The sequence below is a fragment of the Actinomadura sp. 1N219 genome, from assembly GCF_044326405.1.
Classification (GTDB): Bacteria; Actinomycetota; Actinomycetes; order Streptosporangiales; family Streptosporangiaceae; genus Spirillospora.
Genome location: NZ_JBIRAY010000003.1, coordinates 169,765 through 196,434, shown reverse-complemented (window position 1 = coordinate 196,434; position 26,670 = coordinate 169,765). Strand labels below are relative to the sequence as shown.

27 protein-coding genes are annotated in these 26,670 nt (G+C 71.6%); 22 read left to right on the top strand and 5 right to left on the bottom strand.

Features of this window, described 5'->3' with window-relative positions; translation table 11 throughout:
* Positions 1 to 101: 101 nt before the first annotated feature.
* Positions 102 to 1,082, bottom strand: a complete 981-nt coding sequence (locus ACH35V_RS13050) for a 2-dehydropantoate 2-reductase (protein ID WP_395972284.1) — start codon at positions 1,080 to 1,082, stop codon at positions 102 to 104.
* 69 nt (positions 1,083 to 1,151) lie between these two features.
* A complete protein-coding gene (locus tag ACH35V_RS13045; protein ID WP_395972283.1) occupies positions 1,152 to 1,562 on the bottom strand; it encodes a hypothetical protein in 411 nt (136 codons plus the stop codon).
* A 191-nt stretch (positions 1,563 to 1,753) separates the two neighbouring features.
* On the opposite strand from ACH35V_RS13045, the gene ACH35V_RS13040 reads away from it, so the two are divergent.
* The 4 genes from ACH35V_RS13040 (at position 1,754) to ACH35V_RS13025 (ending at position 4,676) form a co-directional block, all read left to right on the top strand.
* Complete coding sequence (locus tag ACH35V_RS13040; protein ID WP_395972282.1) at positions 1,754 to 2,659, top strand: NAD(P)-dependent oxidoreductase; 906 nt, start codon at positions 1,754 to 1,756, stop codon at positions 2,657 to 2,659.
* Between the two features lie 98 nt (positions 2,660 to 2,757).
* On the top strand, positions 2,758 to 3,312 hold the full coding sequence (locus ACH35V_RS13035; protein WP_395972280.1) for a dihydrofolate reductase family protein: 555 nt from the start codon (positions 2,758 to 2,760) through the stop codon (positions 3,310 to 3,312).
* 30 nt (positions 3,313 to 3,342) lie between these two features.
* Positions 3,343 to 3,936, top strand: a complete 594-nt coding sequence (locus ACH35V_RS13030; RefSeq protein WP_395972279.1) for a TetR/AcrR family transcriptional regulator — start codon at positions 3,343 to 3,345, stop codon at positions 3,934 to 3,936.
* A complete protein-coding gene (locus ACH35V_RS13025; RefSeq protein ID WP_395972278.1) occupies positions 3,933 to 4,676 on the top strand; it encodes a GAP family protein in 744 nt (247 codons plus the stop codon). Before ACH35V_RS13030 ends, ACH35V_RS13025 begins: the two co-directional genes overlap by 4 nt.
* Positions 4,677 to 4,684: 8 nt before the next feature.
* Here the strand turns inward: ACH35V_RS13025 and ACH35V_RS13020 are convergent, their stop codons facing one another.
* Both ACH35V_RS13020 and ACH35V_RS13015 read right to left on the bottom strand, forming a co-directional pair.
* Positions 4,685 to 5,509, bottom strand: a complete 825-nt coding sequence (locus ACH35V_RS13020) for a glutamate racemase (protein WP_395972277.1) — start codon at positions 5,507 to 5,509, stop codon at positions 4,685 to 4,687.
* Between the two features lie 29 nt (positions 5,510 to 5,538).
* Positions 5,539 to 5,871, bottom strand: a complete 333-nt coding sequence (locus tag ACH35V_RS13015) for a cupin domain-containing protein (protein WP_395972276.1) — start codon at positions 5,869 to 5,871, stop codon at positions 5,539 to 5,541.
* Between the two features lie 70 nt (positions 5,872 to 5,941).
* Here ACH35V_RS13015 and ACH35V_RS13010 point away from each other — a divergent pair, with 70 nt between their 5' ends.
* The 9 genes from ACH35V_RS13010 to ACH35V_RS12970 all read left to right on the top strand — a co-directional run bounded on the left by ACH35V_RS13010 (position 5,942) and on the right by ACH35V_RS12970 (position 14,370).
* Entirely contained in the window at positions 5,942 to 6,907 is a 966-nt protein-coding gene (locus ACH35V_RS13010) for a GlxA family transcriptional regulator (RefSeq protein ID WP_395972275.1), read from the top strand.
* A 56-nt stretch (positions 6,908 to 6,963) separates the two neighbouring features.
* Positions 6,964 to 7,812 (top strand): alpha/beta fold hydrolase, encoded by an 849-nt coding sequence (locus tag ACH35V_RS13005; protein ID WP_395972274.1) that lies wholly within the window; start codon positions 6,964 to 6,966, stop codon positions 7,810 to 7,812.
* Positions 7,813 to 7,986: 174 nt separating this feature from the next.
* The gene (locus ACH35V_RS13000) at positions 7,987 to 8,892 is read left to right on the top strand and encodes an amidohydrolase family protein (RefSeq protein WP_395972273.1); all 906 of its coding nucleotides are present in this window, start codon (positions 7,987 to 7,989) and stop codon (positions 8,890 to 8,892) included.
* Positions 8,889 to 9,626 (top strand): RraA family protein, encoded by a 738-nt coding sequence (locus ACH35V_RS12995; protein WP_395972272.1) that lies wholly within the window; start codon positions 8,889 to 8,891, stop codon positions 9,624 to 9,626. The genes ACH35V_RS13000 and ACH35V_RS12995 overlap by 4 nt, the downstream gene beginning before the upstream one ends.
* Positions 9,623 to 10,672, top strand: coding sequence for an alcohol dehydrogenase catalytic domain-containing protein (locus ACH35V_RS12990; protein ID WP_395972271.1), 1,050 nt, complete (start codon positions 9,623 to 9,625; stop codon positions 10,670 to 10,672). The genes ACH35V_RS12995 and ACH35V_RS12990 overlap by 4 nt, the downstream gene beginning before the upstream one ends.
* Positions 10,673 to 10,691: 19 nt before the next feature.
* Positions 10,692 to 11,816: an ABC transporter substrate-binding protein gene (locus ACH35V_RS12985; protein ID WP_395972269.1), complete on the top strand. Its 1,125-nt coding sequence runs from the start codon at positions 10,692 to 10,694 to the stop codon at positions 11,814 to 11,816.
* A 16-nt stretch (positions 11,817 to 11,832) separates the two neighbouring features.
* A complete protein-coding gene (locus ACH35V_RS12980) occupies positions 11,833 to 12,666 on the top strand; it encodes an ABC transporter ATP-binding protein (RefSeq protein WP_395972268.1) in 834 nt (277 codons plus the stop codon).
* The gene (locus tag ACH35V_RS12975) at positions 12,663 to 13,523 is read left to right on the top strand and encodes an ABC transporter permease (protein WP_395972267.1); all 861 of its coding nucleotides are present in this window, start codon (positions 12,663 to 12,665) and stop codon (positions 13,521 to 13,523) included. The genes ACH35V_RS12980 and ACH35V_RS12975 overlap by 4 nt, the downstream gene beginning before the upstream one ends.
* Positions 13,516 to 14,370: an ABC transporter permease gene (locus ACH35V_RS12970; RefSeq protein WP_395972266.1), complete on the top strand. Its 855-nt coding sequence runs from the start codon at positions 13,516 to 13,518 to the stop codon at positions 14,368 to 14,370. The genes ACH35V_RS12975 and ACH35V_RS12970 overlap by 8 nt, the downstream gene beginning before the upstream one ends.
* Before the next feature lie 113 nt (positions 14,371 to 14,483).
* On the opposite strand, the gene ACH35V_RS12965 is transcribed toward ACH35V_RS12970, so the two are convergent.
* Positions 14,484 to 15,941 carry an MFS transporter gene (locus ACH35V_RS12965; protein WP_395972264.1) on the bottom strand — a complete coding sequence of 486 codons (1,458 nt, stop codon included), beginning with the start codon at positions 15,939 to 15,941 and terminating at the stop codon, positions 14,484 to 14,486.
* Positions 15,942 to 16,057: 116 nt separating this feature from the next.
* Between ACH35V_RS12965 and ACH35V_RS12960 the strand changes: the two genes are divergently transcribed.
* The 9 genes from ACH35V_RS12960 (at position 16,058) to ACH35V_RS12920 (ending at position 26,602) form a co-directional block, all read left to right on the top strand.
* Positions 16,058 to 16,516 carry a MarR family winged helix-turn-helix transcriptional regulator gene (locus ACH35V_RS12960; protein ID WP_395972262.1) on the top strand — a complete coding sequence of 153 codons (459 nt, stop codon included), beginning with the start codon at positions 16,058 to 16,060 and terminating at the stop codon, positions 16,514 to 16,516.
* Positions 16,517 to 16,605: 89 nt separating this feature from the next.
* Complete coding sequence (locus ACH35V_RS12955; RefSeq protein ID WP_395972261.1) at positions 16,606 to 17,850, top strand: MFS transporter; 1,245 nt, start codon at positions 16,606 to 16,608, stop codon at positions 17,848 to 17,850.
* Between the two features lie 78 nt (positions 17,851 to 17,928).
* Positions 17,929 to 21,594 (top strand): nitrate reductase subunit alpha, encoded by a 3,666-nt coding sequence (locus ACH35V_RS12950; RefSeq protein ID WP_395972733.1) that lies wholly within the window; start codon positions 17,929 to 17,931, stop codon positions 21,592 to 21,594.
* Positions 21,594 to 23,324 (top strand): nitrate reductase subunit beta, encoded by a 1,731-nt coding sequence (gene narH / locus ACH35V_RS12945; RefSeq protein WP_395972260.1) that lies wholly within the window; start codon positions 21,594 to 21,596, stop codon positions 23,322 to 23,324. The genes ACH35V_RS12950 and narH overlap by 1 nt, the downstream gene beginning before the upstream one ends.
* Complete coding sequence (narJ, locus tag ACH35V_RS12940) at positions 23,321 to 23,986, top strand: nitrate reductase molybdenum cofactor assembly chaperone (RefSeq protein WP_395972258.1); 666 nt, start codon at positions 23,321 to 23,323, stop codon at positions 23,984 to 23,986. The genes narH and narJ overlap by 4 nt, the downstream gene beginning before the upstream one ends.
* Positions 23,983 to 24,705: a respiratory nitrate reductase subunit gamma gene (gene narI / locus ACH35V_RS12935; RefSeq protein WP_395972256.1), complete on the top strand. Its 723-nt coding sequence runs from the start codon at positions 23,983 to 23,985 to the stop codon at positions 24,703 to 24,705. Before narJ ends, narI begins: the two co-directional genes overlap by 4 nt.
* A gap of 84 nt (positions 24,706 to 24,789) precedes the next feature.
* On the top strand, positions 24,790 to 25,179 hold the full coding sequence (locus tag ACH35V_RS12930) for a hypothetical protein (protein ID WP_395972254.1): 390 nt from the start codon (positions 24,790 to 24,792) through the stop codon (positions 25,177 to 25,179).
* Positions 25,180 to 25,213: 34 nt separating this feature from the next.
* Positions 25,214 to 26,089 (top strand): Gfo/Idh/MocA family protein, encoded by an 876-nt coding sequence (locus ACH35V_RS12925; protein ID WP_395972253.1) that lies wholly within the window; start codon positions 25,214 to 25,216, stop codon positions 26,087 to 26,089.
* Positions 26,090 to 26,176: 87 nt separating this feature from the next.
* Entirely contained in the window at positions 26,177 to 26,602 is a 426-nt protein-coding gene (locus ACH35V_RS12920) for a rhodanese-like domain-containing protein (protein ID WP_395972251.1), read from the top strand.
* Positions 26,603 to 26,670 lie beyond the last annotated feature (68 nt).

Here is a 26,670-nt window from a genome sequence, read left to right as displayed (position 1 = left end):
GAGTCGTCCACCCCGCCGACCCCGGCCCCGCGCAGCGCGGCCGCCAGCTCGCCGCGCTCGGTGCTGCTCTCGGGACGATCGGTCACGTTTCCAACGTTAGGTCACGGGGCGGGGTAGAGGCCCCGCACCTGCGCGTTCAGCCGGGCGAGTCCCAGCAGCGCGTCGATCGACGGCGTCGGGACGCCGACCTCGCGGGCCAGCTCGGTCACCGACGTCACCAGCGCGTCCAGCTCGACGGCCCGGCCCGCGTCGGCGTCCTGGAGCATCGACGTCCGGACGGCGCCGAGCCCGCGGCTGATCGCGTGCCGGTCCTCGGGGTCGCTGTAGATCGGCAGCCCGATCCGCGCCCCGACCTCCGCCGCCTCCCGCATGCACTCGGTCGCGAACGCGCGCACGAGCGGGTCGTCCAGCATCCGGTCCATGGTCGCGCCGGTCAGCAGCGACAGCGGGTTCAAGGTCATGTTGCCCCACAGCTTGAACCACACGCTCAGCTGGATCCGCTCGGCGACCTCCACGTCGAACCCGGCCCGCCGCAGCGGCGCGGCGATGGACTCGCCCCGCTCGGACCAGCCCCCGAGCGGCTCGCCGAGGATGACCCGCTCACCCGCCGTATGCCGGACGACGCCCGGCTCGGGGCACGACGCCGCCAGATGCAGGACGGTCCCGATGACCTGCCGCGGCGGCAGCATGACCGACACCACTCCGCGGGGGTCGGTCGAGTTCAGCCGGATGTCCTGGTCGAGGCCGTGGAAGAACCACCACGGGACGCCGTTCATGGCGGGCACGATCACGCTCCAGGCCCCGACGAGCTTCGCGATCGCACCGGCGGCCGCCGGCAGCGCGGTCGCCTTGACCGCGACGACCACCACGTCCTGCGGGCCCAGCTCGGCGGGGTCCTCCACGACGTCCACGGGGATGGGCTCGGACCGTCCGGCCTCGTCCACCAGCACCAGCCCGCCCCGCTTCCGGACGGCCTGCGACGTCGCCCCGCGCGCCACCGCCACGACGTCGGCGCCGCCACGAGCAAGCCGGGCCGTGACCAGCCCGCCGATCGCACCCAGCCCGAACACGCAGACCCTCATGGGACGTCCTCCTCAGCTCGACGGCGCCGGGGGCTGCCCGGCCACCGCCGATCACCTGCCCGAGGTCGGTCAGGAATTGGTGCGGAGACTGCACTGCCAGGACCCGTACTGGTTCCCGTCCTTCTTCCGGACTATGCAGACCCGGATTCCCTGGTTCTCGTCGATCGAGTAATTGCAGTGACTTTCGGGACTGCCGATGCTGGTCGTGTCGTAGCAGCCGGTCCGGAAGTCCCGCCAGTCCCAGATGTCGCCGATGTTGATCTTCGTCCAGCGCTGGAGCTTGGCGTGCACGGAGTAGCCGTCCGCGTCCTTGTCGAGGACGTAGAGGTGCTCACCGTTGGTCACGAACGTGCCTTCCCCCCACACCGTGGCCTTCCCCACGGTGGGACCGTCCGCGGTGGCGGGCGCGCTCATCGCGACCACCAGGGCGACGCTCGCGACCAGGGCCGAGCCGATCCGTACCAGTCTTCGGCGTAACATGCCGCTCCCTTCCGGAGCCTTCCGTTTCATGATCGCCAGCATCCAGCGGAAGCCCCACCCCGTCAACGCCCTGTTCTCCAGGGGTTCCGGAACCGTCCCTTGACCTCAAGCGAGGTCGAGTTTCTAGCGTGGTCGGTGATCGACAAGCCGCGGCGGCGCGAGACCCGAGCCGCCGCATTGGGGGGAGACTCATGTCCGACACATCCGAGACCGACGACACCCGCCCCGCCGTGACCGTGATCGGCCTGGGCGAGATGGGCTCCGCGCTGGCGACCGCCTTCCTGGACGGCGGCCACCCGACCACAGTCTGGAACCGGACGCCCCACAAGGCCGACGCCCTGGTCTCCAAGGGGGCACAGCGGGCGGAGACCGTCCGCGAGGCCGTCGCCGCCAGCCCGCTGGTGGTCGTCAACGTGAAAGGCAACACCGCCGCCCGCGAGATCCTGGAGTCGGAGGCCGACGCCCTCGCCGGACGAGCCGTGCTCAACCTGACCGACGGAACGTCCGCGGAGGTCACCGCTGTGGCCGAATGGGCAGCCGAGCAGGGCGCGCAATATCTGCACGGCCAGATCATGACGATCGCCCCCGGCATCGGCCACCCGGACGCCGTCGTCTTCTACGGCGGCGCGAAATCCGTGTACGACCGCTTCCACCCGGCACTGCAACTCCTGAGCGGCCGGGCAAGCCTGATCGCCGACGACCCCCGCGCGCCGGTCCTGTACGGGATGGCCGTGCACGGCACCATGTGGGGGACGCTGAACGGCTTCCTGCATGCCGCCGCGCTCCTGTCGGACGAGGGCATCCAAGCGGGCCGCTTCCTAGAGGACGCCACCGCATCGGTCTCCGCCCTGCTGTCCTTCCTGCCGTCAATCGCCGAAGCGATCGACCGCAACGAACACGCAGTCGAGTACGGCGCCCTAAAGCACCACCTGCCCTCAGTAGAAGACCTCGTCCAGGAAAGCCGTGCCCGAGGCATCAACGAGGACCTCCCCGCCTACACCCTGGCCCTGGTCGCCAAAGCCGTCGCCCAGGGCCACGCCAACGACAACTACTCCCGCCTGATCGACCACTTCACCAACTCCCAGAACCGCCCATAGGGGCGATCTGATGGGTTCGATTTCGCTGTTGTGATGAGTTTTAGGGAGCGGTCGGGTCATCACTTTGGCGGCGATTTCTGGGAGCGAGGAGGAGATTCGTGGGGAAGATCATCTACGGGATGCACACCTCGGTCGACGGCTACATCGAGGATCCCGGTGGCGGCATCGGGTTTCTGGAGCCGGCCGAGGACGTCCATCAGGCGGCGAACGACCAGGCCCGGCGGGCTGCGGCGTTCCTGTTCGGGCGGCGGTTGTACGAGATGATGGAGGAGCCCTGGACGCAGCAGCTCGGCAAGGAAGGCGCCCCGGCCGTCGAGCGGGAATTCGCCCGGCTCTACCAGGAGACGCCACGGTATGTCTTCTCCGACAGCCTGCAGAGCGTCCCCGAGGGGGTCACGCTCGTCCGGCGCAAGGACGCCGTGGCCACGGTGACGCGCCTCAAGCAGGAGATCGACGGCACGCTTGAGATCGGCGGGCCGGAGCTGGCCGCGTCCCTGCTGGACCTGATCGACGAGTTCTGGGTGTACGCGTTCCCCGTGATCGTCGGGGGCGGCAAGCCGTTCCTGCCCGTGGGTGAGGAGCTGCCGCTGCGCCTGGTCGAGCATCGTTCCTTCGCGTCGGGAACCATGTTCCTTTGCTACGTGCGGGCTTGACGCTGAAAATATTGCGGTATTATTTTCCTTGTGACGCAGCATGCCGATGCCGACACGCGACGTGGGCAGGTGGCGTCTGCGCTGGTGAGCGTGGTCGCCGAACGGGGGCTCGCGCGGACCACGCTCGCCGACGTGGCGCGGACGGCCGGGGTGTCCGTAGGGCTCGTCCAGCGGTACTTCCGCTCCAAGGACGAGCTGCTCAGGTTCGGGATCGAGTACGTCTACCGGCGTGCCGAGGAGCGCACCGCCGCCGTCCCGGTCCAGCCGCCGATCCGCGAGTTCGTCGTGCGGCTGATGGAGACGTTCCTGCCGCTGACGGACGAGCGGCGCGCCGAGCTGCGGGTCTGGCTGAGCTTCGTGCAGGCGTCGCTCACCGACGACGGCATGGCCGCGATCCACCGGGACGCCACGGCGCGGCTCCTGCGGGGCGTCGAGGAGGCGTTGCGGGGCGCGCAGCGGGCCGGGGAACTGGCTGCGGGCGCCGATGTCGAGGCCGAGGCGGCGGCGCTGGTCGCGTTCGTGGACGGCCTGTGCCTGCACCACGCCGCGACAGGGGAGGGGTTCGACGCGTCCAGCATCAGCGCCGCGTTGGGCGCCTACGTCGACCGGCTGTTCGGCCGATGAGCGCGACGCTGGCACTGGCGCTGACCGGGCTCGGGCTGCTGGACAGCACCAGCTTCGGCACCCTGCTGATCCCCATCTGGCTGCTGCTCACCCCGGGTCGCGTGCGCGCCGGACGGATCGCGGTCTACCTGGCCACGGTCGCGGTGTTCTATTTCTGCGTCGGCGTCCTGCTGGTGCTGGGGGCCGATGCGGCGCTGGACGCGGTCCGGGGGGCCTTCGACGGCGTCCCCTCGACGCATCTGCGGATCGCGCAGCTCGTCGTCGGTCTCGCCGTCATCGCCTGGAGCTACCGGCTGGAGGCACACGCCCGCGGTAGGGCGGGGGAGCCGGGCCGGCTGCGACGCTGGCGGGCGGCGGCCATGACGGGCGCCTCCCCGGACGGCGAGGGCGCCGGCGGCCGGGGCGTGCGCGGGCTGATGAGCCTCGCGCTGGCGGCGACGGCGCTGGAGGTCGTCACGATGGTGCCCTATCTGGCGGCCGTCGGGCTCATCGCGAATGCCGATCTGACCTGGCAGGTCACCGGCGGGGCGCTGGCCGGCTACTGCGCGGTGATGATCCTTCCGGCCGTGCTGCTCGGCGCCGTCCGGATCGCCGCGCACGACCGGGCCGAGCCGGTGCTGCGGCGGATCAACGACTGGTTCACCCGCAACACCGCCAAGGCCCTCGGATGGACGGTCGGCGGGATCGGCATCGGGACGGCCCTCAACGCCGTGATCGCACTCCTCGCCGAACCCGCCTGAACGCCCGGCTAGGCCCGCTCTTCCACGGGCGGTGCCTGGGAGGACTCGGGGAGAAGGGTCTCGCGGGACACCTGCCCTGCGGCGGCGAGGGCGCGGCCGACCGGGTAGGCGTGGGCGCTTGCCGGGAGGTCTCCGCCGTGGCCGCTCAGCATCACGGCGACGCCGCCGACGGTGCCGTCCGGGACGGTGGGCCGGAGCAGGCGCCGCAGTGTCTGGCGGGCGACCGCCTCCGCGCTGTCGTAGAGGGCCGTGCCTGCCGGTAGACGCTGCAAAATCTCCGGTGCCACCAGGGGATAGTGCGTGCAGCCTAGGACCACGGCGTCGCAGTGGTGGGGGGTCCGTCCGGCCGCGTCGTCGATCGCCTTGGACGCGGCGGCCACGTCCCCGTGGTCGATCGCCTCGGCCAGGCCGGGGCAGGCGACCTGCTCGACCGGCTTGCCGTTCGCGAACTCGGCGATCAGGCGCGCCTGGTAGCTGCTCGCCGTCGTCCGGACGGTCGCCCACACCGCGATGCTCCGTCCCGCCGCCGCGGCCGGTTTCACGGCGGGAACGGTCCCGATCACGGGCACCTCGGGCTCGAACTGCTCGCGCAGGACGTCGATCGCGGTGACCGTCGCGGTGTTGCAGGGGACCACGATCGCCTCCGCGTCCCGCTCGACCGCGGCACGAGCGGCGCTGAACAGGCGGTCGGTGATGAAGGACGTCGTCCGCGGGCCCCAGGGCGCCCCCTCGGGGTCCATGAGGAGGAGCAGATCGAGCTGCGGAGCCAGATGCCGCAGCCAACCGGCGGTGGAGAGGAGCCCGAGCCCCGAGTCGATCAATGCCACCTTCACGCCGGTCAAGCTATCAAGCCCGCGACGGCCTACCCCTCCGGGTAGAAGAGGAACAGCGTGCAACCCGTCGTCGTCTGCGGGACGTGCGAGGAACCCGCGGGGGCGTGGATGAAGGTCCCGGCCGGATAGTCCCGGTGCCCGTCGTTGAAGACGCCGGAGACCACGAAGACCTCCTCGGGACCCGGCTCGTGGACGTCGACGCCCTGCCAGCGGGTGTTCGCGTCCATCTCCAGGACGTGGGCCGTGGCGCCGCCGTCCCCCTTCCACAGCGACCGCAACCGGATGCCGGGGAACAGCTCCCTGACCGGCGCGTCCCGGACGGCGGACCACACGCAGGCGGGCGCGTTCTGCTCTGTCGTCATGGGACCAGCCTGGCCGCCCTCCGCCGTCCCGCCGAGTGTCAGGAAAGACATCCTGCGGTACTTTCTTGCCATGCATCGCGTCGCGGCGCTCGTCCGTCCAGGGCAATCGACCTTCGAACTCGCCTGCGCGGCCCAGATGTTCGGGATCGAGCGGCCCGGACTGCCGACGCGGTACGCCTTCGGCGTCTGCACCGAGCGCCCCGGTCCCGTCCCCACGCGCGCCGGGTACGACATGCTCGTGACCGACGGGTTGGACGCGCTCGGCCGGGCGGACACCGTGGTCGTCCCGGGCTGGCTGCCCGCCACCGAACCGCCCTCGCCCGCGGTCGTCCGGGCGCTGCGCGGCGCGCACTCACGCGGAGCGCGGGTGGTCAGCATCTGCTCCGGCGCCTTCGCGCTGGCGCACGCCGGCCTGCTGGACGGACGAGAGGCCACCACCCACTGGGCGCTGGTGGACGAGCTGGCGGCACGTTTCCCGCGCGTCCAGGTCGACCCGGACGTCCTGTACGTGGACCACGGCGACGTGGCCACCAGCGCGGGCGCCGGAGCCGGGATCGACCTGTGCATGCATCTGCTCCGCAGCGACCAGGGCGCCCGCTACGCCGCCCACGTCGCGCGGACCATGGTCATGCCGCCGCACCGCGAGGGCGGGCAGTTGCAGTACTCGGCGCCGCCGCACCCCGCGCAGATCGACGGCACGCTGGCGCCGTTGCTGGAGTGGGCCGCCGGACGGCTCGGCGAGCCGCTGACCATCGAGAGCCTGGCCGCGCACGCGGGCCTCTCGGGGCGCACCCTCGCCCGGCGGTTCGCGGACCAGCTCGGCACCAGCCCGGGCCAGTGGCTCCTCGCCCAGCGGGTCACCGCGGCCCGTGACCTGCTGGAATCCACCGACCTGCCGTTGGACGCCATCGCCCGCCGCACCGGCCTGTCCTCGGCCACCAACCTCCGCAGACGCTTCATCGACAGCCTCGGCACGACCCCCGGCGCCTACCGCCGGGCCTTCCGAACGACCCGGGCCGGGACGAAAGCGCGTTGATCACGGGCGTGACATCGTCGGGGAGATAGCCCCCCGAATGTCACCGAGGAGTGACCATGTCTCCACGTCCCACGCCCCTGTTACTGGTGCACGGTTTCTGGTTCGGTTCCTGGTGCTGGAGCGAGGTCATCGCCCGGGTCGCCGCCGCCGGTCGCGTGGCGCAGGCGGTCGATCTGGCGGGGCACGGGCTGCGCGCCCGTCGGCCCGCGTGCCTCGTCAATCGTCCGTTCGATCCCGATGAGCTGGCCACCGAGGTCTCGCCCGTGTCGCACGTCGACCTTGACGAGGCCGGAGACCTGCTGGTGTCGCAGATCCGGCGGCTCGCCCAGGACGGGCCCGTCACGGCGGTGGCCCACAGCATGGGCGGGGCCGTCCTGACGCGGGCGGTGCAGCAGGCGCCGGAGCTGGTGGCGCACGCGGTGTACCTGGCCGCGTTCATGCCGGGCTCCGGCGTCCCGTCCGACGACTACGCCCGCTCGCCCGAGAACGCGGACAGCCTCGTCGCGCAGGTCATGCGGGGCGATCCGGGCGTGATCGGCGCGCTGCGGCTCGATCTGGCCTCCGCCGACGCCGGCTACCGGCGGCGGCTCCGGGCCGCGTTCTTCGACGACCTCGCCCCCGACGCGGCGGAGGCGGCCATCGGGCTGCTGACGCCCGACAGCCCGCTCGCCATGCAGCTCGACGCCACCCGCCTGACCCGCGACGGCTGGGGCTCGGTGCCGCGCACGTACGTCGTCTGCGAGCGGGACCGGGCGCTCCGGCCGGCCGTCCAGCGGAGGCTCGTCGCCGAGGCCGACGCCGCTTTCCCGGAGAACCCGACGTCCGTCGTGACGCTGGATTCCTCGCATTCGCCGTTCCTGTCGATGCCGGACCGAGTCGCCGAGATCCTCGCGAAGCCGCACTGACCCGTCCGGCGGACGGAGGAGGGGCCCGGGCCGTAGCGCGTCCGGGCCCTTGACCAGTCATGCCCGGTCGTGCACACTCGCTTCAACTGGCGCACAATTGTGCGTCAGGCGAACTATATTCGATAGTCCCTCTCGTCTTCATCCCCCGACATCCGTCCACGTGAAACGAGTCCCATGGCATCCCACGGTGCGACGCGGGGCGGCCGGAGGGTCGCCGCCCCGCCTCACCCGGACCCGAAGGTCCCCGACCTGCGGCTGCCGCCGCGAAGCTGCGACGCGCACTGCCACATCTTCGGTCCCGGCGACGTCTTCCCCTATCCCGAGGACCGGGCCTACGACCCGCCCGACGTGTCGAAGGACGACCTGCGCCGCCGGCACGACCTGCTGGGCCTGGACCGCGCCATCATCGTCCAGTCCGCCGCGCACGGCACCGATCACTCGGCGCTGCTGGACGCGCTGCGCACCTACCCCGACCGGTACCGGGGCGTGGCGCTGCTGACCCCGCGGAGCACGCCCGCCGAGGTCGCCGCGCTGCACAAGGCGGGCGTGCGCGGTGTCCGGGTGCAGTTCATGCCGCATCTCGGGCCCGGCTTTTCCCCCGATGAGCTGCGGGCGGTGCTGGATCTCGTCCGGCCGCACGCCTGGCACGTGGCGTTCCACATCGGCGGCGACGCGGTGGTGGACATGTACGACACGCTCCGCCTCACCGGGCTGCCCGCCGTCATCGACCACATGGCCCGGGTCGATCTCGGCACCGGGCTGGACGGCGAGCAGGTGCGGGCGCTGCGGCGGCTGCTCGACACCGGGGACGTGTGGGTCAAGCTCAGCGCCCCCGACCGGCTGTCCGCCGAGGGCGCGCCGTATGCGGACGCGGTCGCGCTGGCGCGCCTGCTCGCGGCGCAGGCGCCGGAGCGTTGCCTGTGGGGCACCGACTTCCCGCATCCGAACGTGCGCGAGATGCCCGATGACGGGGTGCTGGTCGACCTGATCGAGCAGATCGTTCCGGACGAGGCCGACCGGCACCGCATCCTCGTCGCCAACCCTGCCGGGCTGGCCGACTTCCCGGCGGAGCCGCGATGACCAGGTTGCATCCGCGAGGGACGGTCTTCACCCGCGCGCCCCGGCCGCCCGACGAGGTGCTGCGGGCGTATGACGGGCTGGCGGTGGCGTCCGTCCATGAGGCGATGGGGCAGCGGAACCTGCTGCGCGGCGTCCGTCCGCTGGCGCCCGGGACGCGCGCGGTCGGGCGGGCGGTCACGGCGCTCGACCTGTCCGGGAGCAACCTCACGCTGCACGCGATGCTGGAGGTGGCCGGGCCCGGCGACTTCCTGGTGTGGACGTCGCAGCACGGGCCGGTCGACTCGGCGGTGTGGGGCGCCAACGTCAGCGAGTCGGCGGCCGCGCGCGGGCTCGCGGGCGCGGTGATCGAGGGGCACGCTCGCGACATCGCGGACATCGAGCGGGTCGGGTTCCCACTGTGGGCGCTGGGCGTGACCCCTGCCGCGACCGGCAAGACGCGCGCCGGGTGGGGCAACGTGCCCGTCGTGTGCTGCGGCGCGTACGTGCGGCCCGGCGACCTCATCGTGGCGGACGGCGACGGCGTCGCGGTCGTCCCGCTGGAGGACGCCGCGGAAGTCGCCGACGCCGCGGCCGCCCGGGACCTGCGCGAGACCACGACGCTGACACCGCGCGTGCGCGAGGGGGAGTCGCTGTTCGCGGTGCGCGACTGGGCCGGAAACTTCCCCGCCGACGGCGGACGCTTCGTCGACGCCGCATGGGACGGGTCCATGACCGAGAGAACGGAGAGCCGATGAAGGCCGTCGTCGCCAAGGAGACCGGACCGCCCAGCGTGATGACGTGGACGGACGCGGAGCCCCCGAAACCCGCGCCCGACGAATGCGTGGTGCAGGTCGAGGCGTGCGGGGCGTGCATGCACGAGGTGCTCGTCCGGCGCGGCCAGATGCCGGGCACTTTCCCGATCATCCCCGGGCACGAGGTCGTCGGCGAGGTGGTCGAGACCGGCGCCGACGTCGTGGGCTTCGCGGTCGGCGACCGGGTCGTCACGAACCAGCGGCAGCGCGTCTGCGGCAAATGCCGGGAATGCCGGATGGGGCGGGAGACGCGCTGCCCGCGCAAGGTGTTCCTCGGCGACGTCGGGCTGAACGGCGGCTACGCCGAGCTGGTGGCGGTGTCGGACGGCAGCCTGGTGAAGGTGCCGCCGGGGATCACGTCCCCGAACGTCGCGATCGCGTCCTGCGCCGTCGGCACCCAGCTCAACGCGCTGCGGGACGTCGCGCGCCTGGAACTGGGGGAGACGGTGCTGGTCACCGGGGCGGGCGGCGGGGTGGGGCTGCACGCCGTCCAGCTCGCGAAGGCGTCCGGGGCGCGGGTCGTCGCGCAGACCACGTCGCCGAACAAGGTCGAGGCCGTCCGGGAGGCGGGCGCGGACGAGATCGTCCTGGTCGAGCGCGGCGCCGACTACAGCAAGGACGTCATGGACGTCACCGATGGGCGGGGCTGCGACGTCGTCCTGGAGAACGTGGGCGCGGCGTCGTTCCCGTCGAGCGTGAAGACCGTCGCGCTGCACGGGCGGCTCGTGCTGGTCGGAGAAGTGCAGAAGACGCCGCCCCGGGTGGACGCGGACCTGGTGGGGTGGCGCGGCCGCGACATCTCGATCAGGTCGGCGGCGAGCACCACCCGGCGGCAGCTGGAGGACGTGCTGGCGCTGATGGAACGGGGCGTGGTCACCCCGGTCGTGACCGATGTGCTTCCCATGTCGGAGGCGCCGAGAGCACACGAAATCCTGGAGAGCGGCTCGGCGACCGGGCGGATTCTCCTCGTCCCCGACACCGCCGGATGAATTGTGGGAGGAATCGAAGATGGGACCTCGTAGAGCGGGCTCTCTGGCGTTTCGCGTCCTGGTGTCGTCCGTCGCCGTCGCGCTGGCGGCGGCCGGGTGCGGCGACGAAGGCGGCAATTCCAAGGAGACCGGCGAGAACCTGCGCACGGTGAAGGTCGCCCTGGCCATCAAGGCGATGAACTCCAGCTTCGCCGCCATTCCCGTGGCCCGCTACCTCGGCTACTTCAAGGAGGAGGGGCTGAAGGTCGAGACGACGTTCACGCCCGGCTCGACGCAGGCGATCCAGGCGGTCGCCGCCGGGCAGATGGAAATGGCGGCGCCGGTGCCGCAGTCGCTCATCCCGGACGCGGTGAAGAACAAGTCAGACCAGCGGATGTTCTTCAACTGGGCGCGGTCGCAGGTGGCCAGCTTCGCCGTCGAGTCCGGCAGCCCCATCCAGAACTGGGCCGGCTTCAAGGGCAAGAAGATCGGCGCGCAGAGCCTCGGCAGCGGGACGATCCCGCTGGCCAAGGCGCTGCTGCGCGAGCAGGGCCTGAACCCGGACACCGACGTCCAGTTCGTGTCGGTCGGCCTTGAGGCCGGCGCCTATCACGCCCTGAAGGCCAAGCGGGTGGACGCGCTGATGCTCTTCGACTCGCAGTACGCGGCGATGGAGAACCTCGGTGCCAAGTTGCGCTATTTCAAGTCGGCGCTCGGCCAGCAGCTGTTCTCGACCGGGTTCTCCGCGAAGCAGTCGTTCATGAAGGCCAACCCGAAGGTGATCGAGGGATTCGGGCGGGCGATGGCGAAGGCGAACGTCTTCGCCACGGCCAACCCGGAGGCCGCCATCAAGATGATGTACGAGGTCTACCCGAAGACGAACATCCCGGGCGTCCCGGAAGACAAGAAGATGGAGGACAACAAGCGGATCCTCGCACTGCGGACCCAGCACATCACCAGCGGCGACCCGGACGCCAAGAAGACCTGGGGCGAATTCCCCGAGCCGGGCATCAAGGCGTGGAGCGAATTCTCCGCCTCGACCAAGCTGACGCCCACCGCGTTCAAGGCCGAGGATTTCGTGACCAACGAGTTCGTGAAGGCGTTCAACGCATTCGACAGCCAGCAGATCAAGAACACCGCCAAGAACTACAAGTTCGAGGGCTGACATGACCACCCCTGACATGACGACCCCTGAACCGACGACCCCTGACATGACGACGGCGGAGCACGCGGTCGAACTGGCCGGGCTGCGCCACGTGTTCCCCGGACGGGGGCGCGGGCGGCGGGCCGTCCGGGACGTCGAGGCGGTCAAGGACGTCGACCTCACCGTCGAGCCGGGCGAGTTCGTGAGCATCGTCGGCCCCAGCGGCTGCGGCAAGAGCACGATCCTGAAGATGATCGCGGGCCTGCTGCGTCCCACCGAAGGGTCCGTGCGGGTCTGGGGGGAGCCGGTCACCGGGCCGCGCCGCGACATCGGCATCGCGCTGCAGGACGCCACGCTGCTGCCCTGGCGGGACGTGATGTCCAACTGCTTGTTCCCCGTCGAGCTCCACGGCAAGGTCACCGACGCCGCCCGCGAACGCGTGTCGGGCCTGCTGGAGCGGGCGGGCCTGGCGGGGTTCGAGTCGCGGCGTCCGAAGGAGCTGTCGGGCGGGATGCGGCAGCGCGTCGCGATCTGCCGGGCGCTCGCCGACGACCCGGGACTGCTGCTGCTGGACGAGCCGTTCGGCTCCCTGGACGCCCTGACCAGGGAGCAGATGAACATCGACCTCAACCGCATCTGGCGGGAGACGGAGAAGACCGCCCTGCTCATCACGCACGGGATCGACGAGGCGGTGCTCCTGTCGACCCGCGTGGTGATCCTCTCGGAGCGGCCGGGGACCGTGGTCGAGGTCGTCACGCCGCCGTTCCCGAAGGAGCGGACGAAGGAGCTGATGTCCACCCCGGAGTTCGCCGAGGTGTGCGGGCAGGTCCGCGACCGGCTGTTCGCCTCCGAGGCAGGGGTCGGCGGATGACCGCCGGACCGGCGACCGGCCCTGGCCGTCCGGCCGCGCGAGGCCCCGGGCGTCCGGCCGCGCGAGGCCGCTGGCGTCCGGCCGCCGCACCCTCGCGGGGCGGTGCGGCGGCACGGTGGGGCAGCCTCGCGGTGGTCACGGCCGTCCTGCTCGCCGCCTGGCAGGTCTTCCCGTCCGACGTGCAGGGCGACGGCAGCTCGGTGCCGAAGCTGGACGCGGTCGTCAAGGCGCTCGGGCCGTCCGGCGAATGGGGCGAGTACCTGACCGCGCTGCGCACCACGCTCGGCGAGGCGTTCTTCGGCCTGCTGATCGGCTTCGTCGTCGGCGTGGTGCTCGGCGTCCTGCTCGGCGAGTCGAGGATCCTCCGCCAGGGCTTCTACCCGTACGCCCTGGCTTTGCAGGCGCTGCCGCCGATCGCGCTGGCCCCGATCTTCGTGATCTGGTTCGGGCTCGGCATGGAGTCCAAGATCGGGCTGGTCGGCGCGGCGACGCTGTTCCCGATCCTGGTGAGCACGATGGCGGGCGTGGCGGAGACCGACCGGGGCCGGATCGAGATGGCGACCGCGTTCGGCGCGTCCAGGGCCCAGATCCGCCGCAAGATCGTCTTCCCCGGACTGGTGGTGCCGATCTTCTCCGGCCTGGAGATCTCGGTGGTGCTGTCGTTCCTCGCCGCCATCGCGGGCGAGCTGATCAGCGCCAACGCCGGCGTCGGCGTGATCCTGCAGGTCTACCAGAGCGAGTTCCGGCTGGCCGAGGAGTTCGCCGTGCTGATGATCCTGGTCGTGGTCGGGCTGGCGCTGGCGCTGCTCGTCCGCCTCGCCCGGCATTTCGTTTTGGAGCGCATGCCCAATGAATAACGTGACCGAGGCGCCGGACCGGCGCGTCCAGACGCGGGAGCCCCCGGCGACCAGGCGGCCGTTCCGCTCCGGCCCGCTCGCCAGGGCCGCGTTCCTGCTTCTTCCGCCCCTGGTGGTCGGCCTGGCCGGCGTCCTGCTGATCCAGCTCGTGATCTCCAGGTTCGAGATCAGCGGGGTCGTGATCCCCGCGCCGACCGACGTGTTCGAGGTGATGCGCTCGGACATCTTCCTGGAGCAGGTCGGGCAGAGCACCTGGGAGACGTGGAAGGCCGCGCTGATCGGGTTCGTGCTGGGCGCCGGGTCGGGCGTGCTGCTCGGCCTGCTGATGGCGGAGTCGCGGATCGTCCGGTTCGTCCTCTACCCGTACGTGGTCGCGTTCCAGTCGCTGCCGAAGATCGCGCTCGCCCCGGTGTGCGCGCTGTGGCTGGGCTTCGGCCTGACGATGAAGTTCAGCTTCGCCGCGATGCTGGCGTTCTTCCCCGCCGTGATCGCGACGCTGGCCGCGCTGTCCACCGTGTCGGAGTCGCGGCTGGAGATGGCGACGGCGTTCGACGCGAACCGCCGGCAGCGCTTCTTCCGCATCTCGCTGCCGTCCGCCGTGCCGGGCATCGTCTCCGGGCTGGAGATCAGCATGGCCTTCGCGCTGATCGGCGCGATCGTCGGCGAGTTCGTCGCGCCCTCTGCGGGCGGCCTGGGACAGCTCCTGCTCACCTACAGCGAGGCGATCAACGTGGCCGCCGAGTTCTCCGTGCTGACCGTGCTGATGCTCCTCGGCGTCCTGCAGAACAAGATCCTCTTCACCCTGATCCGCGCCGGCACGGAACGCTTCTTCGAGTCGTCCCGCTGATCGGCGGGCCGCCAGCGGCCCTCCCTGGCGGGGCACCGGAAAAGCCCTGCACATCATCCCCCGTGATCGGCCGACGTCCGCTCGCCCGGCTTTACCCCCAGCCGCGCTCTTTGTCAGGTGCGGGTTCTGGCGGGGGCTTCCGCCGGGACGGCGCCGGATGTGGCGGGGCGGGCCCTGGCGGCGGGCAGGGCGAGGGTGACCGCGGCGGCGACCAGGGCGCTGCCGCCCGCGATCAGCATGCCGGTGTGGAAGCCGTTCTCGGACGGCAGCGCGTGGCCGCCCAGGTCGGTCGTCATCTGCGCCAGGACGACGCCGACGACGGCCGCCGACACCGACGTGCCGACCGACCGCATCACGGTGTTGAAGCTGTTCGCGGCGCCGGTCTCCGACTGCGGCACGGCGCTCATGATGAGGGCGGGCATCGCGCCGTAGGCGAGCCCGACGCCCGCGGTGATGACGCAGGTGACCACCAGCACGCCCCACAACGAGCCGAGCAGCCCGACCGAGGAGCCGTAGCCGAGCGCGATGACGAGGCTCCCGGCGCACAGCGTCACCTTGGGGCCGCGCGCCCGCGACAGCCGCGCGCCGAGCGGCGACACCGCCATCATCACCAGCCCGGCGGGCGCCATCCAGAGCCCGGCGGCGAGCATCGACCGCCCGAGCCCGTAGCCGGTGGCCTCGGGCAGCTGCAGCAGCTGCATCACGATCAGCGACTGCGCGTACATGGCGAACCCGACCAGGACGGACGCCGCGTTGGTGAGGGCGACCTGCCGTCCGGCGGTGACGCGCAGGTCGACCAGCGGGTCGGCGGCGCGCAGCTCCCACCAGCCCCAGGCGAGCAGGACGAGGATCGCGGTGGCGAACAGGCCGAGGGTGGTGCCGCTCGTCCAGCCCCAGTCGGCGCCCTTGGACACGCCCAGCAGCAGGCAGATCAGCCCGGCGCCGAGCCCGGCCGCGCCGACCGCGTCGAACCGTCCCCCGGCGCGGGCGGGCACGGCGGGCACCAGCCGCCAGATCAGCGCGGCGATCAGGACGCTGAGGACGGTCGCGCCCCAGAACAGCACCCGCCAGCTGGTGTTCTCGGCGACCGCCGCCGCGATGGGCATGCCGAGCGCGCCGCCGATGCCCATCGACGAGCTCATCAGCGCGATGGCCGATCCGAGCCGCTCGGGCGGCAGCAGGTCGCGCATCGCGCTGATGCCGAGCGGGACGATCCCCATCCCCATGCCCTGCAGGGCGCGCCCGACGACCATCGGGGCCAGCGAACCGGCCACCGCGCACAGCACCGAGCCCGCGATCAGCGGCACCGTGCAGATCAGCAGCATGCGCCGCTTGCCGTACAGGTCGGACAGCCGCCCGGTCGCCGGGATCGCGACCGCCCCGGCGAGCAGCGTCGCCGTCACCGCCCAGGAGGCGTTGGACGCGGTGGTGTGCAGCATCCGCGGCAACTCGCCGATGAGCGGGACCACCAGGGTCTGCATCAGCGCGGCGATGACGCCGGCGACCGCCAGCACCGCCACGATCCCGCCGGGACGTCCGGCGGGCGCGCCGGCGCGTGTGGGGTCGTCCACGTGTGTCTCTCCAGGTTCGGCGGCTCAGGTGTTGTGTGTATGTACGATACACACGATGTGCATCATACATATGACCCATGTGTACGATGCACATAGGGGCCGAGCGAAGGACCGGGATGGACAGACCCACGCACCTGATCGAGTACGAGACCATGCTGCTGGGCCGGTACTCCCTCGCGGTCGCCGCCGGCGCCGGGGCGGACCATGGGCACCTGGAGCGGAGTGCGTACATCCTGCTCAGCCGCGTCCGCGCCGAAGGGCCGATGTCGATCCGCGAGCTCAGCGACGCCTTCGGGCTCGACCAGTCCACCCTGAACCGGCAGACGTCGGCGATGACGCGCGCCGGACTGCTGGAGCGCATCCCCGACCCCGGCGGCGGCATCGCCCGCAAGTTCCGCATCACCGCCGCCGGCGAGCGGCGCCTCGCCGAGCACCGCGACGGCGTCATCCGCGGCCTGGACAAGGTCCTGGCCGGCTGGACGCCCGACGACGTCGCCGCCTTCGCCGCCTACCTCAAGCGGTTCAACACCGACATCGAACGCCTCTCCGGACGCGCCTGGCCCCGCCCCGAGTGACCCGGCCCGAAGCCGATCACGGTTATCCGCGGAAGCCCCGGGAAGATCCCCGGCGACCGAGGTGGTGACTGCGAAGGCGGGACGGCACGGTGACGAGGACGCGGCAGGAGACCGGGCCCGGACCGGCGCGGCCGGGACGGTCCGGCGCCGGCGCCATGCCGATGGTCATGCTGGTCATGGCCACGCTCGGGTTCGCCGTGAACTTCTGGGCGTGGGCGTTGCTGAGCCCGCTGGGGCCGCGGTTCAAGGACTCGCTGGAGCTGTCGTCGTTCGAGCAGTCGCTACTGGTGGCGGTGCCGGTCGTGGTCGGGTCGGTGGGGCGGATCCCGGTAGGGGCCCTGACCGACCGGTTCGGCGGGCGCGTGATGTTCCCCGTGGTGTCGCTCATCACGATCGTGCCCGTCCTGTATCTCGGGCTTCTGGGGCACTCGTCGCTGGCGGCGCTCCTGGTCGGCGGGTTCTTCCTGGGCGTCGGCGGGACGGCGTTCGCGGTGGGGGTGCCGTTCGTGAACGCGTGGTTCCCGCCGGAGCGGCGCGGGTTCGCGATCGGCGTGTTCGGGGCCGGGATGGGCGGCACCGCGATCAGCGCGCTGACGACGGTCAAAGAGGTCGACCGCTACGGCATGGAGTTCCCGTTCGAGGTGATGGCCGTCCTGCTCGCGCTGTACGCGGTGGTGTCCTGGTTCGTCCTGAAGGAGGCGCCCGGACGGACGCCGCCCACCGAGCCGCTCGCCAAGCGGCTGGCGGCGACGGTGCGGCTGGGCGTCACCTGGCAGATGTCGGCGCTGTACGCGGTGGCCTTCGGTGGCTATGTGGCGTTCTCGGTGTATCTGCCGACGTATCTGAAGACGCAGTACGGGCTGTCGCAGTCGGACGCGGCGAACCGGATGGCGGGGTTCGTGCTGCTGGCGGTGGTGATGCGTCCGGTCGGCGGGTGGCTGTCGGACCGGATCGGCGCGGTGCAGGTGATGCTCGTGTCCCTGGTCGTGACGGTCGTGGGCGCGGCGGTGCAGGCGTTCGCGCCGCCGTTGATGCCGCTGGGGACGATCGCGTTCCTGGCGATGGCGGCGGCGCTCGGCGCGGGCAGCGGAGCGACGTTCGCGCTGGTGGCGCGGCTGGCTCCGGCGAACAAGGTCGGCGCGGTCACCGGGGTGGTCGGTGCGGCGGGCGGCCTGGGCGGGTTCGTCCCGCCGCTGGTGATGGGCTCGATCTACGGGGCGTACGGCTCCTACGCCGTCGGTCTCGCGCTGCTCGCGGTCGTGGCGGCGGGGGCCGCGGTGTTCACCGCCACGGTCGTCCGGCGCGCCGCCGAAGGCCACCGGGCCGCCGCCTAGCGGGCGAGAAGGGATTCGAGAGTGGGCACGAGCAGGCGCGACGACGACACGCGGGCGGAACGGCCGGGGCGTCCGGGGCTGGACGGGCCGCTGGAGGACGCGCTCGTGAGCACGCGCAGATTCTTCACGCGCGCGCGGGTGTCGCCGGATCTGCGGACGCTGACCAAGAAGGGCGGGCGTGAGGCGGACGCGTTCTACCGCGATCGCTGGTCGCACGACAAGGTGGTGCGGTCGACGCATGGGGTGAACTGCACGGGTTCGTGTTCGTGGAAGGTGTACGTCAAGGACGGCATCATCACCTGGGAGGCGCAGCAGACCGACTATCCGTCGGTGGGCGCGGACCGTCCGGAGTACGAACCGCGCGGCTGCCCGAGGGGCGCGTCGTTCTCCTGGTACACCTATTCGCCTACACGCGTCCGCTATCCGTATGTACGCGGTGTACTCCTGGAGCTGTACCGGGAGGCGCGGGCGCGGACGGGTGACCCGGTGGCGGCGTGGCGCGAGATCGTCTCCGATCCGGAGAAGGCCCGCGCGTACAAGGGCGCGCGGGGGCGCGGCGGGCTGGTGCGGGCGTCGTGGGACGAGGCGACGGAGATGATCGCCGCCGCGCACGTCCACACGATCAAGGAGTTCGGGCCGGACCGGGTGGCGGGGTTCTCGCCGATTCCGGCGATGTCGATGGTGTCGCACGCGTCGGGCGCCCGGTTCGTGTCGCTGATCGGCGGGACGATGCTGTCGTTCTACGACTGGTACGCCGATCTCCCGGTGGCGTCCCCGCAGGTGTTCGGCGATCAGACCGACGTACCCGAGTCGGGGGACTGGTGGGACGCCGGGTACCTGATCATGTGGGGCTCCAACCTGCCGGTCACGCGGACGCCGGACGCGCACTGGATGACCGAGGCGCGCTACCGGGGCCAGAAGGTCGTGGCGGTGTCCCCGGACTACGCCGACAACGTCAAGTTCGCCGACGAGTGGCTGGCCGCTCAGCCGGGGACGGACGGCGCGCTGGCGATGGCGATGGGGCACGTCGTCCTCAAGGAGTTCTTCGTCGGCCGGCAGGTCCCGTATTTCGTCGACTATGTGAAGCGCTACAGCGACCTGCCGTTCTTGGTGCGCCTGGAGCGGCACGGCGACGCCTACACGCCGGGCAAGTTCCTCACCGCCGCCGACCTGCCGGGCGCCGAGGCCGATTCCGAGCATGCCGCGTTCAAGACCGTGATCCTGGACGCGGCGACCGGCCGCCCGCTGGTGCCGAACGGGTCGCTGGGCTTCCGGTTCGGCGAGTCGGGCCAGGGCAAGTGGAACCTGGACTTGGGCGACGCCGACCCGCTGCTGTCCTGCGAAGGCGGCGAAGCGGTGGAGGTCGAGCTGGCCCGTTTCGACGCTCCCGGCGGCGCGCCCGGGACGGTGCGCAGGGGAGTACCGGCGCGGGACGTCGGTGGTCATCTGGTCACAACCGTGTACGACCTGCTGCTGGCCCAGTACGGGGTCGGACGGGACGGGCTGCCCGGTTCGTGGCCGTCCGGGTACGGCGACGCGTCGCAGCCGTGCACTCCGGCGTGGCAGGAGGGCATCACGGGCGTCCCGGCGCAGGCGGCGGAGCGGATCGGACGGGAGTTCGCCGCCAACGCCGAGGAGTCGCATGGCCGCTCGATGATCATCATGGGCGCCGGGACGAACCACTGGTTCCACTCCGACACGATCTACCGGGCGTTCCTGGCGCTGACGACGCTGACCGGCTGCCAGGGCGTGAACGGCGGCGGCTGGGCGCACTACGTCGGGCAGGAGAAATGCCGTCCGGTGACCGGGTGGGCGCAGCTCGCGGGCGCGCTGGACTGGTCGCGTCCGCCCCGCCAGATGATCGGGACCGCGTTCTTCTACCTGCACACCGGCCAGTTCCGCTACGACCATTTCAGCGCGGGCACCCTTTCGGCGGCGACCGGCGGAGGGCAGCTCGCGGGACGCTCGACGGCCGACGTCATCGCGCAGGCGGCGCGGCTGGGCTGGATGCCGTCCTACCCGACGTTCGACCGCAACCCCCTCGACCTGGCCGACGAGGCGGAGGCAGCCGGGAAGCAGGCAGGCGACCACGTCGTGGACGAGCTGAAGGCCGACCGGCTGAAGTTCGCCTGCCAGGACCCCGACGCGCCCGAGAACTTCCCGCGCGTGCTGACGGTCTGGCGGTCGAACCTGCTGGGCTCGTCCGCCAAGGGGGACGAGTACTTCCTCAAGCATCTGCTCGGCGCGGGCAACGCCGTCCGCGCGACAGAGGCGGCCCCGGACGTCCGGCCGAAGGAGGTCGTCTGGCGGGACGAGGCGCCGACCGGGAAGCTCGACCTGCTGCTGTCGCTGGACTTCCGGATGACCAGCACCACCATCTACTCCGACGTCGTCCTGCCCGCCGCGACCTGGTACGAGAAGCACGACCTCAACACCACCGACATGCACCCGTTCGTGCACTCGTTCAACCCGGCGATCGCGCCGCCGTGGCAGACCCGCAGCGACTGGCGGGCCTTCCAGGACATCGCCACCGCGTTCAGCCGCCTCGCCGTGCGGCATCTCGGCGTCCGCAAAGATGTGGTCGCGGTGCCGCTGCTGCACGACACGCAAGACGAGATGGCCACCCCGCACGGCCGCGTCGCCGATTGGGCGAAGGGGGAGTGCGAGCCGGTCCCGGGTGTGACGATGCCGAAACTCGTCACCGTCGAGCGCGACTACCCGGCGGTCGCGGCGAAGATGACGGCCCTCGGCCCGCTCGCCGAACGACTCGGCGCGACGACCAAGGGCGTCACGTTCGACCTGGCGCGGCCGGTCGAGTACCTGAAGCACACCAACGGCGTGGTGCGCGGCGGTCCGGCGGACGGACGCCCGTCCCTGCGCCGGGACGTGCAGGCATGCGAGATGATCCTGGCCTTCTCCGGGACGACGAACGGGCACCTGGCCGTGCAGGGCTTCCGCACCCTGGAGCGACGCACCGGCACGCGGCTCGCCGATCTGGCCGCCGAGCACGAGGGCACGCAGATCACGTTCGCCGACACCCAGGCCCGCCCCGTCCCGGTGCTCACCTCGCCGGAATGGTCGGGGTCGGAAAGCGGCGGACGCCGCTACTCGCCGTTCACCATCAACGTCGAACGCCTGAAGCCCTGGCACACCCTCACTGGACGCCAGCACTTCTACCTCGACCACGACTGGATGGCCGAACTCGGGGAGCAGCTGCCGACGTTCCGGCCGCCGCTGAACATGACCGCGCTGTTCGGCGAGCCCGAACTCGGCGAGACGGGCGAGCTGGGGCTGACCGTCCGGTACCTGACTCCGCACAACAAATGGTCGATCCATTCCGAGTACCAGGACAACCTGTTCATGCTGTCGCTGGCGCGCGGCGGCCCGGCGATCTGGATGAGCGGCGCGGACGCGGCCAAGATCGGCGTGCGCGACAACGACTGGGTCGAGGCGGTGAACCGCAACGGCGTCGTGGTCGCCCGCGCGATCGTGTCCCACCGGATGCCGGAGGGGACGGTGTACATGTACCACGCCCAGGACAAGCTGATCGACGTCCCGCGCGCGGAGACGTCCGGGCGGCGCGGCGGCATCCACAACTCCCTGACCCGGTTGCTCATCAAGCCGTCGCACCTGATCGGCGGATACGCGCAGCTGTCGTTCGCGTTCAACTACCTCGGCCCGACCGGCAACCAGCGCGACGAGGTCACCGTGATCCGCCGCCGCTCGCAGGAGGTGGAGTACTGATGCGGGTCATGGCGCAGATGGCGATGGTGATGAACCTCGACAAGTGCATCGGCTGCCACACCTGCTCGGTCACCTGCAAGCAGGCGTGGACGAACAGGTCCGGCGTCGAATACGTGTGGTTCAACAACGTCGAGACCCGTCCCGGCCAGGGCTACCCCCGCCGCTACGAGGACCAGGAACGCTGGCGCGGGGGCTGGACGCTCAACAAGCGCGGACGCCTCGCGCTCAAGGGCGGCGGACGCCTTCGCAAGCTGCTCACCATCTTCGCCAACCCCAAACTCCCCGGCATCGCCGACTACTACGAACCCTGGACCTACGACTACGAGACCCTCACCAACGCCCCGCTGCAGGAGCACACCCCCGTCGCCCGTCCCAAGTCGCTGCTGTCCGGCGACGACATGAAGATCACCTGGTCGGCCAACTGGGACGACGACCTGGGTGGCTCGACCGAGCACGGCGACCAGGACGTGGTGCTGGCCCGGATCTCCGACAAGGTCAAGCTGGAGTTCGACCAGACGTTCATGTTCTACCTGCCGCGGATCTGCGAGCACTGCCTCAACCCGTCGTGTGCGGCGTCGTGCCCGTCCGGCGCGATCTACAAGCGCACCGAGGACGGCATCGTCCTGGTCGACCAGGACCGCTGCCGGGGCTGGCGGATGTGCGTGTCCGGCTGCCCGTACAAGAAGATGTACTTCAACCACCGCACCGGCAAAGCCGAGAAGTGCACGTTCTGCTTCCCGCGCGTCGAGGTCGGCATCCCCACCGTCTGCTCCGAGACCTGCGTCGGACGGCTGCGCTACATCGGCCTGATCCTCTACGACGCCGACAAGGTCCTTGAAGCGGCGTCCACCCCCGATGACACCGGCCTGTACGAGGCGCAGCGCGAGGTGTTCCTCGACCCGGCCGACCCGCAGGTGATCGCGGCCGCCGAACGCGAAGGCATCCCCGGCGACTGGATCGAGGCGGCGCAGCGCTCCCCGGTGTACGCACTCATCAACACCTACAAGGTCGCGCTGCCGCTGCACCCCGAATACCGGACGATGCCGATGGTCTGGTACATCCCGCCGCTGTCACCGGTGGTGGACGTCGTCCGCGACACCGGCCACGACGCCGAGCACGCCGCCAACCTGTTCGCCGCGATCGACGCGCTGCGCATCCCCGTCGAGTACCTCGCCGAGCTGTTCACCGCCGGGGACACCGCGCCGGTCGACGCCGTCCTGCACCGCCTGGCCGCGATGCGCGCCTACATGCGCGACATCAACCTCGGCCGCGACCCCGACGAGGCCGTCCCCGCCCGCGTCGGCATGACCGGCGAGGCGATGTACGACATGTACCGGCTGCTCGCCCTGGCCAAGTACGACGAGCGGTACGTCATCCCCACCGCGCACGCCGAGCAGGCCCACGACCTCGAAGAACTCGCCACCGACTGCGCGCTGAACTATGAGGGAGGCCCGGGCATGGGCGGCTCCGGCAGCGGCGGCGGGTCGGGGCCGTTCGGCGAGACGTCCGGCGGCGCCAACCCGATCGCGGTGGAGAACTTCCACATGCTGCGCCAGCGGCAGACCTCCGACCACCCGGCCGACCCCGCCGACAAGCGCCACCGCGTCAACCTCCTCAACTGGGACGGCAAGGGCGCCCCCGCCGGGCTCTTCCCCGAACGCAAGGACGAGCCTCCCGAAGGGAATCCGCCCGCCGACTCCGGCGACGCCGAAACGGAGCCCAAACCGTGAGGATCAGATCCGCGAGCAAACCGGGCTTCACCGACGCCCAACTGGCCACGGCCTGGCAAGCCGCGTCGCTGCTGCTCGGCTACCCCGACGACGAACTGCTGGGACAGCGCCCACTGTTGCGCCGCGCCGCCGACACCCTGCCCGCACCGGCCGCGACGCCCCTGACCCGGTTCCTCGACCACCTGGACGAGACACCGCCACCCGACTTGGCGGCCGATTACGTCGCCACCTTCGACCACCGCAAACGCTGCTGCCTCTACCTCACCTACTACGCCTACGGCGACACCCGCAAGCGCGGAATGGCGCTGCTGCGATTCAAACAGGCCTACGCGGCGGCCGGGCTCGTCCTGGACGACGGCGAACTCCCCGACCACCTCGCCGTCGTCCTGGAATTCGCCGCCACCGGCGACCTCGCCCAAGGCCGACGCCTCCTTCTCGAACACCGCGCCGGACTCGAACTCCTCCGCCTCGCCCTCACCGAATCCGCGTCACCCTGGACGCCCGTCCTGGACGCGGTCACCGCGACGCTCCCGCCGCTCACCGGCCGCACCGAACAGGCCATCGCCCGCCTCATCGCCGAAGGCCCACCCGAAGAACAGGTCGGCCTCGCGCCCTACGGGCCGGGCGGCTCCGGGCCCGTCCTCCTGGGGATGCCGTCGTGACCGGCGTCCTGCTGTGGGTCGCGCTGCCCTACGTCACGATCGCGGTGTTCGTCCTCGGGCACATCTGGCGGTACCGGTACGACAAGTTCGGCTGGACGACCCGCTCGTCCCAGCTCTACGAGAGCCGCCTGCTGCGCGTCGGCAGCCCGCTGTTCCACTTCGGCATCCTCGTCGTCCTGCTCGGCCACATCGGCGGCATCCTCATCCCCGAGAGCTGGACGGAGGCCGCCGGCATCGGCGAGACCGCCTACCACGCCATCGCGCTGATCCTCGGGACCGTCGCCGGGGTCTGCACCCTCGCGGGCCTCGCGATCCTCGTCTACCGGCGGCGCACGGTCGGCCCGGTCTTCTCCGTCACCACCCGCAACGACAAGCTCATGTACGCGGTGCTGACGCTGACGATCGTGCTCGGGCTGTCCGCCACCGTCGTCGCGAACCTGCTCGGCGGCGGCTACAACTACCGCGAGACGGTCTCCCCGTGGTTCCGGTCGATCTTCTACTTCCAGCCCGACCCCGACCTCATGACCGGCGTCCCGATCCTGTTCCAGCTCCACGCCCTCAGCGCGCTCGCGCTCTTCTGCATCTGGCCGTTCACGCGCCTCGTGCACATGCTCACGGCCCCGATCGGCTACCTGACCCGCCCCTACATCGTCTACCGCAGCCGCGACGAGCAGCTCGGCATGCACCGCACCCCGCGGGGCTGGGAACGGATCACCTGACGCGTCCGGCGCGTCCGGCGCGTCCGGCCGGGATTCCCCGGGGTGGTGCGGGACGCGGCGGACGCGGGCGATAGCGTCCCACTCGTGCTTGCCGTCACCGCCGCCGACATCCGGATCTTCCTTCACGTGCTCGCCGCGACGATCTGGGTCGGCGGGCAGATCACGCTCGGCGCGCTCGTCCCGGCGCTGCGCGGCTACGAGGGCGTCACCAAGGTCGCCGCGCGCCGCTTCAACACGATCGCCTGGCCCGCGTTCGCCGTCCTCGTGCTCACCGGCGTCTGGAACCTCACCGAGGGCGACCTCGGCGACGCCGCGCAGCGGACCCTGGAGGTGAAGCTGGTGTTCGTGCTGCTGTCCGGGGTCGCCGCGTTCCTGCACACCCGCGCCACGTCCAAGGCCGGCCTCGCCGCCTGGGGCGCACTTGGCGCAGTGGGCGCGCTCGCCGCACTGTTCTTCGGCGTCCAGCTCGGCTGACCGGGGTCACGCAACGATCGTCTAGGTTTGCCCCATGAGCGACGTTGTGGCGGTGGGGCTGGTCGGGGCCGGGCCCTGGGCCGGGATGGTGCACGCGCCCGTGCTGGCGGCGGGGCCGTCCACGCGGCTGGCGGGCGTGTGGGCGCGACGGCCGGACGCGTCCGCCGCGCTGGCCGGCGAGCACGGCGCGCCCTCGTTCGCCCGGATCGAGGACCTGTTCGACGCGTGCGAGGCCGTCGCGTTCTGCGTCCCCCCGGACGTGCAGGCCGACCTCGCCGCGCGCGCCGCCCGCGCGGGCAAGGCCGTCCTGCTGGAGAAGCCCCTCGCCATGGACCTGGACGGCGCCCGCCGCCTGGCCGGCGCCGTCGCCGACGCGGGCGTCGTCTCGCAGATGGTGTTCAGCCTCCGCTACTCGCGCGCCGCCCGCGCCTTCGTCGACCGGGCACGGGAACTGGAGCCGTTCGGCGGCTTCGGCACGTTCATCGCGTCGGCGCTGAAGGGCGGCCCCTTCGCCACCCCCTGGAGGCTGGAGAAGGGCCCGCTGCTCGACTACGGCCCCCACATCATCGACCTCCTGGACGCCTCGCTCGGCCGGGTCACCGCCGTCCACGCGCACGGCGACCGGCTGGCCTGGGTGGCGCTGACGCTGGAGCACGAAGGCGGCGCGACGAGCCAGGTGGCCCTGTCGATGGCGCGGGCGGACGACCCCGTACCGCCCCGCGTCGAGGTCTACGGGCGGAAGGGGACCGCGCAGATCGACTGGAGTGAACTGGACGACGACGCGTTCCCGGTGATGGCCGCCGAGTTCGCCGCCGCCGTGCGCGGCGGCCCCCGGCCCCCGCTCGACGCCGCGCACGGCCTGCGCGTCCAGGAGATCCTCGCCGCGGCCGAAGCGCAGCTCACCGGCTGAGGCGCAGCTCGCCGCCGCCGAGGCGCAACTCGCGGGCTGAGGCGCAGCTCACAGGCCGGGTCCCGCCGAGATGCCATGCTTGACCGCATGGCTCGAACGATCGATGAGGTCCTTGCCGAGGCGCGCGAACGGCTCGAACGCCTCGACCCCGCCCAGGCCCACGCGGAGACGCTCGGCGGCGCCGTGCTGGTCGACATCCGTCCCGCCGCCCAGCGGGCGGACGAGGGCGAGGTGCCCGGCGCGCTGATCGTGGAACGCAACGTCCTCGAATGGCGGTTCGACCCCGCGTCCGACGCGCGGCTGCCCCAGGCGACCGGGCACGGGCTGCGCGTCATCGTGCTGTGCTCGGAGGGCTACACCTCCAGCCTGGCAGCCGCGTCCCTGCGCGACCTCGGGCTGACCCGCGCCACCGACGTCGCGGGCGGCTTCCGCGCGTGGCGCGCCGCGGGCCTGCCGACGACCGGCGCCGGCACCACGACGATCGCCGACCCGGGGGTGGCGGAAGGGGCGTAGGTGCGCGGGAGCGGCCGGGTCCCGGGGCCGGTGCAAGGGAGTGGATCATCCACCTCGGGACCTGGCCG